General features: G+C 35.1%; 11 protein-coding genes and 1 pseudogene. 5 read left to right on the plus strand and 7 right to left on the minus strand.

Annotated elements, in window-relative coordinates; genetic code table 11:
• Positions 1 to 180: 180 nt before the first annotated feature.
• The 5 genes from DXN04_RS33805 to tnpB (DXN04_RS33835) form a co-directional block, all read right to left on the minus strand.
• The gene (locus tag DXN04_RS33805; protein WP_116857844.1) at positions 181 to 417 is read right to left on the minus strand and encodes a hypothetical protein; all 237 of its coding nucleotides are present in this window, start codon (positions 415 to 417) and stop codon (positions 181 to 183) included.
• Positions 418 to 593: 176 nt separating this feature from the next.
• Positions 594 to 950: an IS66 family insertion sequence element accessory protein TnpB gene (tnpB, locus tag DXN04_RS33810; protein WP_116857845.1), complete on the minus strand. Its 357-nt coding sequence runs from the start codon at positions 948 to 950 to the stop codon at positions 594 to 596.
• Positions 951 to 952: 2 nt separating this feature from the next.
• Entirely contained in the window at positions 953 to 1,264 is a 312-nt protein-coding gene (gene tnpA, locus DXN04_RS33815; RefSeq protein ID WP_116857846.1) for an IS66 family insertion sequence element accessory protein TnpA, read from the minus strand.
• Between the two features lie 419 nt (positions 1,265 to 1,683).
• Positions 1,684 to 2,181: a DUF4349 domain-containing protein gene (locus DXN04_RS33830; RefSeq protein WP_116857848.1), complete on the minus strand. Its 498-nt coding sequence runs from the start codon at positions 2,179 to 2,181 to the stop codon at positions 1,684 to 1,686.
• A 144-nt stretch (positions 2,182 to 2,325) separates the two neighbouring features.
• A complete protein-coding gene (tnpB, locus tag DXN04_RS33835; RefSeq protein ID WP_116857849.1) occupies positions 2,326 to 2,682 on the minus strand; it encodes an IS66 family insertion sequence element accessory protein TnpB in 357 nt (118 codons plus the stop codon).
• A 47-nt stretch (positions 2,683 to 2,729) separates the two neighbouring features.
• Between tnpB (DXN04_RS33835) and DXN04_RS35980 the strand changes: the two genes are divergently transcribed.
• From DXN04_RS35980 to DXN04_RS33860, 5 genes and pseudogenes are all read left to right on the plus strand, one after another.
• Entirely contained in the window at positions 2,730 to 2,870 is a 141-nt protein-coding gene (locus DXN04_RS35980; RefSeq protein WP_394337856.1) for a group II intron maturase-specific domain-containing protein, read from the plus strand.
• A 249-nt stretch (positions 2,871 to 3,119) separates the two neighbouring features.
• Positions 3,120 to 3,305, plus strand: a pseudogene (locus DXN04_RS35985) (IS3 family transposase); the annotation flags it as partial.
• 989 nt (positions 3,306 to 4,294) lie between these two features.
• The gene (locus DXN04_RS33850) at positions 4,295 to 4,558 is read left to right on the plus strand and encodes a hypothetical protein (RefSeq protein WP_116857851.1); all 264 of its coding nucleotides are present in this window, start codon (positions 4,295 to 4,297) and stop codon (positions 4,556 to 4,558) included.
• 882 nt (positions 4,559 to 5,440) lie between these two features.
• Entirely contained in the window at positions 5,441 to 8,809 is a 3,369-nt protein-coding gene (locus tag DXN04_RS33855; protein WP_116857852.1) for a SusC/RagA family TonB-linked outer membrane protein, read from the plus strand.
• 77 nt (positions 8,810 to 8,886) lie between these two features.
• Complete coding sequence (locus tag DXN04_RS33860; RefSeq protein WP_116857853.1) at positions 8,887 to 10,359, plus strand: RagB/SusD family nutrient uptake outer membrane protein; 1,473 nt, start codon at positions 8,887 to 8,889, stop codon at positions 10,357 to 10,359.
• 432 nt (positions 10,360 to 10,791) lie between these two features.
• Here DXN04_RS33860 and DXN04_RS35990 read toward each other — a convergent pair whose 3' ends face one another.
• Together DXN04_RS35990 and DXN04_RS35315 are read right to left on the minus strand one after the other, a co-directional pair.
• Positions 10,792 to 11,070, minus strand: a complete 279-nt coding sequence (locus DXN04_RS35990; RefSeq protein ID WP_199415202.1) for a helix-turn-helix domain-containing protein — start codon at positions 11,068 to 11,070, stop codon at positions 10,792 to 10,794.
• Between the two features lie 18 nt (positions 11,071 to 11,088).
• Positions 11,089 to 11,331, minus strand: coding sequence for a transposase (locus DXN04_RS35315; RefSeq protein ID WP_199415204.1), 243 nt, complete (start codon positions 11,329 to 11,331; stop codon positions 11,089 to 11,091).
• Between the last annotated feature and the right edge of the window lie 171 nt (positions 11,332 to 11,502).

The following is an 11,502-nucleotide window of genomic DNA, read 5'->3' on the forward strand; positions in this document are numbered from 1 at the left end:
ATCTTTACACAATCACTAATATCTTCTGTGGGTTCCAGTATTGTTGTTTCCCGCCTCAGGTGATCAGGTAATCTGGTCCCATTATCTGATACTGGTATATCGGGATTAGTTTTCTTAGTTTTGGTATAGCTGATCTTCTTCACCTCAGAAAGATCTGTTGCAGGAGGTGCTATCTCCGCATTAAACCCTAACTCCGGCTGTAAATTTGGATACAGCAGAAGGTAAAAAACGCTCAGATTTAAAGCCCTTCAGCAATTTCGTTAATTGCTGTAGCTGGTATTGAAGTTGGGTTACCTGTTCCTGCAGGCTTTGATTGCTCTTCTGTTGCTGCTCAAGGCTTTTATTTAACTGCTGAACCATCATTATTGATGCTTCATACAGCTCCTTGTAATTGATATTTGCAGCAGATTCTGACATTACTCAAAGATAGTATTGATATGCTTTGATGCAAGTCCACCGCATCATTTTTTATACACCAGAGAAGTGGATAAATCGTAATGAATATTTGATTTCACAGGACCGGTTCGTTCCTTAAAACAAAAAAGCTAACATCCTGGTGAATGCCAGCCAACAATTATTGTCAGAACATCTAATTAATCCTCAGGCGCAGTATACCGCTTTCGATAGAATGCCTTTTTCAATGAGACTCCCTGCAATACCAGAGAAAGTTGTTTACTGGATATCTCGCTATGGGTACCTTCCATAAATCCGGAAGGCAAATCAAATGTCCCCTCTTCCAATCGCTTGTAATACATGCCAAAGCCATCTCCTTCCCATTGCAGGAGCTTGATGTGAGTTTGTCTGCGATTCAGGAAGATAAAAACATCACCAGACTCTATCGGCATTTTGAGTTCATTAGTGATAAGGCCACTCAATCCATCAAAACTTTTTCTTACGTCTGCCCATTTAGAATATAGCAGATATCTTGTTCCTGGATGAATCTGTAACATAACTACCCGATTAATTCCTTTAGAAAAGAGGCCGGCACCGGACGATAAATTTTTAATCCTTTGTATTCAGCAAAGATGCCTGATTCTACAGGAGTGACTACATCCGGCGTTACTTGAAGCAAAGTAAAACTTCCATTATCATTATGAGATTCTACGTTTCTTTGCTGGTATCTTTTCTGCCAGTAAAACCAGTTGCCGGAAGGAATTCCATGTCTGGCACAAAAGGATTTAATAGATTGACCACTGGCGGCTTGCTCAGCGATGAGGGAAAACATGTACTCCTCCTTATTGACTTGTGATTTTTTAGTTCTCATTGTGATCTGTTATTGATCATGTAAATTAGAGAACTTATTTATTTTCAAATTTCAATTGCCGGAGGCATACACGGCCTTAGCAGTTTCTTAAAGGCCACCTCTTCCCAACCATTTACAGTTGATGCTGCGAAGCTAATGCCAGTAGTGCTTTTTATATACCGTAACTGACGTGTATATGGATCCCTATATCCAAACCGGCGGCTGTGTAAGTGTGCCAGCAGGTTATTTCCTACTGTTCCTTTCTACCAGACGAGGGGCTACTGTTTGGCAGACAAACTTTTTATCTTCGGTACGATATAGAAGTCGCTCCTGTTGTATTTTAATAATTTTACTTGGCTTGTATTCGTAATAGGTCGTCACTTTTTTGCCCATGGGAATTAGGCCAGTCTTGTCTTCTTCGACATCAATTGTTTCTGTCACTACTTATATGCAAGATGGTTGTATTCTTCTACCTTTATGAGCGAGATGTTTTTTCTTTTTGCGGTTTCTTTCCGGATCTGATCATCCACCTGTTGAACACCGCTTTTTGTGGAGGCTACTTTTATAATCTCTTCCAGTTCGGTCAGATCAAAATCATGTCCTAACGTTTGTTGTATGGCCGTATCTACTTTTTCACGTTTAGGTATAAATTTTTCGCTCCGTTTACCCTGTAGCATCTCACATAATTCCTGTAACTGCCAGCTCTTTTTCTCTCCCTGAGCAACCTGCTCTTTTAAGATCGCATTTTCACTTTTCAGCGCTTCAATCCTGCTTTGCAATTCACTAATCTGATGTTCTCTGTCAAGCATAATCTCATGTGCCTGATTCAGGTAACGGTTTAGTTTATCGCATACAGCATTCTTTGCTTCCAGCTGGTTATTCAGGTCATATATAATCTTACCAGGCGTTATTCCCTCTCTGGTCAGAGATTCCGACAACTCCCCATTGGTCTCCGTTAGCGTGGGAGAATTTTTTAATGCATCTGTTATGGAAGTGAGTCATTCGGGACGCACTGCTTGTGTCATGGTATTGGCGATATTAAGGCAAAAACATCATTATTGGTTTGACGGATCTGCTGATTTTCATAACTTTCTTTCATAACGCTTTCTATACTTAATCTCGATTCCTTCCAGGATTAGCATCACATCCTTGCGCTCAATCATCATGGCCTGGCAACCACGATCATAAACAGGTTTGCCAAAGATACCCCTGGCTAATCTTTTGTAATATAGCGCCTGACCATCACCATCAAATTGTAACATTTTCACCTGGGTGAGACGACCATTAAAAAACAAATAAATGATACCCTTAGCTAATGGATCAAGTGCCATTTGATTAAGTACGATGCCTGACAAACCATTTATTCCATGTCTACCTTTACAGGAGAACCAGAGTGGTATGTCTGGATTTACTTCTTTTGCATCATTAAATTGATGCAATGATCGTAAGTTTTTCTCCAGCTGTATCGCAAAAGAAATTAACCTTAATGCGAAGAACAATCAAGGAGCATCCTGTAATCTCGAGGTGCTACAGTAATAGTATCGAAGAGTGCGCTCGTGATATAAATCCAATTATTCAAGGTTGGATTAACTATTATGGACGGTTTGAAAAGTCTTCATTAATATAACTTTATCGCTATATCAATGATAGGCTAACAAAGAGGGTGATTAGGAAGTTTAAACCGTTATAAAGAAGAATCACACGAGCTGGGAAATGGTTAAAGAATCTGTATTTGCACAATCCTAATCTATTTGCACATTGGAAATACTATAATTGGGTAACTGAATAACAAGAGTCGTATGAGCTGAGAGGTTCACGTACGGTTCTGTGAGAGATTTAGGGTTGAGAATCCCCTTTATCTACTCGACCAGTAAGTGAAAACTTCTTCAAGATCCTTAAGTCTGAAACAGGGTTTAATACTATTTATAATTCCTTTGAGATTTCCAGAATAGAAATATTTGAATTTATAGAAATCTGGTATAATCGAAGGAGAATACACTCCCAGCTGGGTTATATGACACCTGACGAATTTGGTAATTCTATTTTTAAACAAGCAGCTTAACTAGGTGTCTATTTTTTAACAAATCCAAAATGATACATTTACTTCAAGAATGATTTTAGCCTATCAGAATCTAGAATGGCCACTATTTATAAGAATCGTTGGATGATAGAGTTGCTTTTTAAATAATCAAGCAAAACTTTCCGCTACAATACTTTTTGGAAGAAAGTGACAATATGATCAAAATCTAGGTGTATAGTGTGCTAATCTCTGCATTACTGATGGCTGTAATTCGAAAAAAGTCAGCTACTAAAAAGTCATTTGCCAATATTATTACGTTGACAGACTACATCTGATGAGATATGTACAACTACTTAATTTTATAAAAGATATGCATAAAGTATGGATAAAATACATGATATTTCACTGCGATTTTCCCCGTAATCAAATCAAGGTGGAGCTCTCATGATTTTAAGTTAATAAATTTACAGCCTATAAATATTTGCTGATCAAGCAATGCAGATTATTTTATACATGGTTTGCCCGGACAAGAATGATTTTAATGGAAAAATTCTCCATCAAATAAGTTTTAAAATCTAAGTACTAAATAGCACCCAAACATAATTGGATATATTTACAATGTAAAACATAGAAATAAACAATTGCTTTTTACTTTTGTAACATTTGTTTTTTTGCAGTATTTAGCGGATTAAATAGTCAGTTGATGATGAATCATTATAAATTCACAGAATTATATCATTATGAAATAAAGTGAATTGTGATATCGCAAGATATCTTATTTTTAAATAGTATTCGATATGGTAGTTCATTCGAGATATTATGACTATTCCTATAAGGTAGTGTTTAAAAATATGGTAGGATTTAAAGTATTCATTATAATATCCATACCTTGGAAAATCAATTAAAACAAATTAAAGATTTTATCGCGATAAAAGTTAGCAAAACTATCGTCTGCTGTTTAGTTAACTTCCTTCATTCAAGCAGATATTAATAACACAAATTTAGCTTTTTTTTAAAAAGCATTTAATACTATGAAAAAAGCAAATATTATTCTCAGTGCTATTGGTTTATTAAGCGTTGTTGGCGGTGCATTAGCATTTAAAGCCCAGCATAGATTTTCTGGTGAATTTCTTTGCTATACTACTGTAGGTACACCTGCGGGATTATCTAGAACTTACAAAGCTATATTAACTACTAGGTATGACGCTAATAATTTAGGAAAAACCTTATTCTGCACTCAGCCAATAGGTAATGTTACCTATAAAGCAATAAAAGTTGAGGCAGCAACTTTATAAAATCACATTTTAGTTAATAATAAAAATGAGGGTGTCTTCTATATTGAAAAACACCCCCTTGAGATAAAAACAATAAAAACGATCTATAAGGGCTGGTTCTTAAGAGCCGGCCTTTATTATTCCTATAAAACAATCTTTTCAAAGCAGACATTGCTATCAAAGCTGCAATGTCGCTTATTATTTCATGTTGTTGCCTATATGCGAACTCAAAAGAGTGGTCTTATTTCTAAACCACAAACCCTCATACATTGATAGGCAACCAGAAGTTTTATATAAGAATCTATTCTCTTCCACCATTGTTTGAAACCCTGCCGGAAGAGGAAGGAGGAAGGGAATGGCGAAGCCTTCAGCCTCACCTGGTTTAACAAACGAAGACACCCATAAGGTTGTTGCTGGCGAAGTACATATGGATTTGCAACAAAACTAAACAAGTAATACTGCTTGATTAAAATAAAATTATCATATTCTCCTGAGTCATATAATCCAAAACGAAATGTCTCTGTTGCTGTTATACCATATTTCGATGAACTCAAACAATTCCCTTTTTTAGCCTCGACTGAGACATACACAGTGGTTTATAAAAAATGATTGGGGAGACTTGCATCTAAGCATATCAATGTTATCTTTGAGCAGTGAAGGAATTTGCTGCAAATAAAATTCAGTATAAATTAGATTCTACTTATAATCTGTTGCTTTTCCCTATTCTTTTTGAAATAGTTAATCCAATGTTAATTTAAACTCATTTTGTGTCAATAGTGTGTTAATCCCATCTCACCAGTGTTATATTATTTAAAGTTCGGTTATTTACATATATCAAGATGAGTTTTCAATATACCTATTAATTTTCAACCACTTCAGCTCGCTTTTTAAAAACATTTAATTATGGTTAATTTTTTAAAGTATAATTGGGGGTCTTTTCGCGTTTCAAAAATTTGCCCCATAATGATTATTGCCTGTCTAAGTTTAAAGGCGCAAGCCAAAAACAATGTTATGGATAGAGTGATTGAATTAAATGTGCATAACGCTTCGGTAAAAGATATTTTTAATATAATAGAGAAGAGAACTGGAATTATATTTACTTATAATAATGATCAGTTTGATGATAATAGAAAAATAAATTTGTATTCATCTAATTATTCATTGAAAAGTGCTTTAGATGAGATTTTGAAACATACCAAGTTTGTGTGGTATTACAATAGCGGAATTATAGTTTTGAAACCTCGAGAACAGAGTATGGTAAAATCAGATATAGATAATCAATGGTATACCGACCCTGCCGATTCTTTAGTTACTTTGTCTGGAATTGTTAAAGATGAAAATGGAAAGCCATTACCAGGTGTTTCCATTGTTGTGAATAATTCAAAGATAGGTGCCTATACCAATGAAGATGGTACCTTTATTTTAAAAAACGTGCCTTCTCAATCTTATATAACAATATCAAGTATTGGTTTTACAAGTCAACAGTTTAAAATTGGAAAACCCAAGGGATGGCAATCTTTTATTTTGAAGGAATCGGTTAGTATTTTAGATGGGGCAGTCGTTGAGGCATATTCAGTTACTTCTAAAAGATATGGTACAGGATCAATTAGTACTATTTCAGCAAAGGAAATTGAAAGAAAACCTATTACAAATGTACTATTAGCGTTACAAGGTGAAATTCCAGGGATTGTAATACAGCAATCATCTGGAGTAGCAAATGGAGGTATTAGTGTTCAGATTAGAGGATTAAATAGTTTAACAAAGGGTTCAGATCCGTTATATGTAGTTGATGGTGTTCCATATACCTCCCAATTAATGAATACTGTTAATCCTACTTTAGGAGTTTCAGGTGATCCAGATAAAGAATTTGCCAAACAAGGAAATCCTCTTAGCTTTATTAATCCAGCAGACATAGAAAGTATAAGCGTACTTAAAGATGCTGATGCTACATCTATTTATGGGTCCCGAGCTGCTGCGGGAGCTATTTTGATAACTACGAAGAAAGGTAAATCTGGTCCCACGAAGTTTAATGTTAATTTTCAACAGGGACTATCTAAAGTGACTAGGTTTGCTGATCTTTTGAATAGGGAACAATATTTAGCGATGAGGCACGAAGCTAAGGTGAATGCAAATCAGGAGGTCTTGCCTACTGATTATGATATAAATGGTACGTGGGATACAACTCGTTCAACAGATTGGCAAAAAACTTTATTAGGTGGTACTGCAAACTTTTCAAATCTTCAGGTTACGACATCTGGAGGAACAGAAAATACACAATTTTTAATTGGAGCCGGTTACAATAAACAAACAACTGTATCCTTAGCAAGTTTGAGTGACACAAAAGGCAGTGTTCACTTCACTATTAATAATACATCTCAAAATAAAAAAATTAATATTCAATTATCGGGCTCATATATGTTTGATAAAAACCTACCAACTGCCGACAATTTTTCTAACGTAGCTTTTGAACTTCCACCTGTTGCTCCCTCACTATACAATGAAGATGGTTCATTAAATTGGGCTCCTAATAGCCAGGGGCGGTCATCTTGGGCTAATCCATTAGCTGCAACCAGACAGAAAGGTAAAAATACTACAAGTAATTTAATAAGTAATTTATTGGTCACATATAACCTTGCTAGGGGGCTAAAAGTAAAGAGTAGTTTTGGATATAATAACATACAAATTAATGAGTTTCTCGGTACTCCATTTACAGCCTATAGTCCAGAGTCACTGGCAAGAAATACTCCTAACAAAGCTAGTTATTCGAATGGAAGTATGAGGTCTTTTATAATTGAACCTCAACTATCATATGACTTTACCAATGGAAATAATAGAATAGAGGCATTGTTGGGTAGCACAATTCAAAATAATAAAAATTTTCAGCAGGCCTTTAGTGGAACTGGTTATACTGCGGACCAATTGCTTGAAGATATACGCTCTGCCTCAACTGTTCAAGCGCTGAGCACAGTTTCAAATGATTATAAATATAATGCAATATTTGGGCGACTAAATTATAGATTTAAAGATCGTTATATAGTGAGTTTAGCTGCTCGAAGGGACGGAACGTCAAGATTCGGGTCAAATAATAGGTTTCATAATTTTTCAAGCATTGGAGCTAGTTGGATTTTTTCAGAAGAATATTTTTTTTCCAGACTATCAAGGGCAGTTAGTTTTGGAAAATTACAGGCGAGTTATGGAACTACTGGGAATGATCAGATAGGAGATTATCTTTATTTAAATCTATATAATTCCTTTTCAACTCCAGTTGCCTATCAGGGTATTAGCGGACTTGCTAATGGAGGGGTTCCTAACCCTTATCTGCAATGGGAATCTACAAGGAAAATGCAGGTTAGTCTAGATTTAGGTTTTGTGGATAACAGAATTTTATTGAATTCTACGTATTATCTACACCGCTCCTCTAATCAATTAGTAAACTATACATTGCCAGCTTTGACAGGATTTGGAAGTTATACTAGAAACTTTCCTGCGACAATTCAGAATACAGGATGGGAGTTGTCAGGAAATTTTCAACCAATCAAGGGTAAAAGTTCTAATTGGAAATTTAATATCAATTTTTATTTTCCTAAGAATAAGCTAGTATCATTTCCTGATATTGAAAACTCACCATATTATCTGACTTACTTTGTTGGTCAATCTATCACAAGTAGGCGGGTATATGCATTTGCAGGTGTTGATCCTCAATCAGGTCTTTACCAGTTTTATGATTATAAAGGTAATGTAACGAAATCGCCGGATTATAAAACTGATGTGACTAGGGTGATAAATACCGCTCCAAGCTATACTGCTGGATTTTCGAATACATTTACCTATAAAAGTTTCGAATTTGATTTCTTGTTTCAGATTAATAAACAGTGGGTCACGAGCTTAAGAATTGGAAACTACTTACCAGGAATGATGAAAAATCAACCTACTACAATACTCAACAGATGGAGAAGTCCAGGAAATGTTGAAGATATACAAAGAGTAACTTCTAGCCTTGCTGGAAGTGAGGCTAGTCAATATTTTAACGCTCTTTTTAGTGATGGCAATTATATGAATTGTACATATATGCGCCTTAAAAATATTTCGCTTTCTTGGGGAATACCGCAGACATGGTGTAGTAAGGGAAAAATTCAGTATGCAAAATTATACGTAAATGCTCAAAATTTGATTACAATAACAAATTTTGTAGGAGCTGACCCTGAAACTGGTTACGCTGGTGTTTTACCTCCTCTTAAAACTATTATATTCGGTGTTCAGCTTGGGTTATAAACTTACTAATTTAAGTAGGCTCTATAAAATAAATATTATGCAAAGTGCCAATCTTCATTAATAAATTAAATGATTATATGATTAAATATATTATTTCGAATATTAAACATTTGAAATTTCTTCTTAAAATACGTTTATTGACGTATATATTTATCCTTATTTCATTTGCTAGTTGTTCTAATCTTGTGCAGGTTGATCCTCCATATACAAGTATAAATAAGGATAACGTGTTTAATAATGACTTAACTGCTACGGCGGCAATAACGTACATATATACAGTACTTAGTTCATATAATCAATCGCCAAATGTTAATTCAGTTTCAACGCTATATTTTTTTGGAGGGCTGTTAGCAGATGAATTGAATTTATTTGATCGATCTCAACCAAACTATAATATATTCTATACTAATGCACTTAATGCTAATAGCATAGATGCAGGTGTATGGAATATAAGTTATTCCATGATTCTATCTGCTAATTTAGCTATCGAGCAATTAAATTCAAATCAACTTTTAACCAAATCCGTTCAACAGCAATTATTGGGTGAGGCTAAGTTTATGAGAGCTTTTTTTTATTTTTATCTTGTTAATTTATATGGCGATGTTCCATTAGCTATTAGTTCTGATCCACTTGTAAATTCAATATTAGGGAGGGAAGATGTTGACAAAATATATTCACAAATGGTTGCTGATTTATCAGATGCAGAAGACTTACTAAGTGACGATTTCAGGTCAGGAAAGGTAAACGTATCTTCTTCCCAACGTGTTAGACCAAGTAGATGGGCTGCAAAAGCTTTACTTTCAAGAATATATTTATATCACAAAGATTATTCGTTAGCGGAACAGTTAGCTACTGAAGTAATTAATCAATCGTCTTTATTTCAATTGGATTCACTTGATGAGGTATTCTTAATAAGTAGTAAGGAAAGTATTTGGCAATTACAGAATATAAATAATACGCAAGGAAATACGGGAGAAGGCAATTTATTTATTCTACCTACAGGCGGCCCTAATAGTTCAGGGTATCCAGTTTATCTAAGTCATCATGTTGTGGAAAGTTTTGAAGATGGAGATCAAAGGAAAAGTCATTGGACTGATACTGTCATGGATGATAGCGCCAATGTATTCTACTATGCAAATAAATATAAGTCAGGAGTACTAACCTCACCTGGGCAAAATATAGAGTATGAGACCGTACTTCGCTTGGCCGAGCAATACCTGATTAGAGCGGAGGCTAGAGTTCAATTGAATCGTTTAACCGAAGGAGAGTCAGATTTAAATATAATTCGAAAACGAGCAGGTTTAGTCAATTTGAATGGTTTAACAAAAGAGAGTTTGATTGAAGCAATTTTGCATGAACGTCAAGTCGAATTGTTTACAGAATGGGGGCATAGATGGCTGGATTTGAAACGTATGGGTAAGATCAATGAGGTAATGACATCGGTAACTGCTGAAAAAGGAGGAACATGGAGTGCAAATTGGGCATATTGGCCAATAGCACAATCAGAGTTGATTGCAGATCATAATTTAGTTCAGAATGTTGGTTACTAAGAAATGATTTTACTAAAATTTATTCTTTAAGCATAACGGTGTCTCTAAAATAAAATGAGACACCGTTTTTATTTGTGAAAATTAAGACTTTGGCTGACACATTGCAAATATATTTTTTTAGCGGTTTTTAAGATGAAAGTATCTTATTTACTGAATAATAAATAACAGAAGTTTTCCCTACCAGTTTGAGTGGTGGTTCTATGTACTAGCCTTTATAATTAGCTTTTTTCTTAGGATTTCATATGGCGTTTTTCCGTTTAATGCGCTGTTGGGTCTATGATAGTTATAGAAATTTTCCCATTCCTGCTTTTCATAACGCTTAAACTGCTCCATTGATCTCTTGCGTTGATTTTGAGGCAGCTTTTTTAGCCCATTTCTCTTCAAAACAGAATATACTCCAGCTGGGGAAACTGTTATATCATGATAACGCTTTTAATACCAAGATATCCTTACCTGGCCAAGGTAATAGTTTGTCGTCAAATAAATAATTTTCTCCTCAATGGCAGCTGGAACGCGCAATTTCGGATTCTGTGGGCAAGGCTTACTATTAATTAACGCCTTTTCGCCACCTGTTTGGTAATTCTTTAACCATACATAATAAGTTTCTCTAGAAATCCCCAAATACCTGCATGTTTTCGACACGTTAGATGTGTCTTTGCTATGCTGAATAACCCTTAGCTGTAGATTATGTTGATGATAGTTCTTCGTCACTTTTGGTGGTTATTTAATTTACAGCACTAATCGCATTCGTAATAAGTTGAACCCGGCACGTCCGTACATCTGACGCTTTATTGTCTTCAATTTATTAATTTGACCTTCAACCTGTCCATTGCTCCATGGAAGTGAGACCGCGTTTGTTACGGCAGTGATGTCCGATAATAAGCCCTTTTCAAAGCTTTTAAGCTCTTTTAATTTGGTACCAGATACTTCATCTATCCAACTTTGTAATCCATCTCCCTGTCTGGTTTCTATTAGTTAACGAAACCTGTTTACATAGAGTGATGCCATGATGCCAATTGAATATACTTTGACTTTTTCTTTAAATTGGCAATCAATCCCCTCTCCTCTGTAAGCTTACCTATATTTTGATCCAGCTAGGATTAGAGGTTTAAATAATTTTTCCTATACTAATATTTATTGCAG

It is taken from the genome of Chitinophaga silvisoli, from assembly GCF_003412465.1.
Lineage (GTDB): Bacteria > Bacteroidota > Bacteroidia > Chitinophagales > Chitinophagaceae > Chitinophaga > Chitinophaga silvisoli.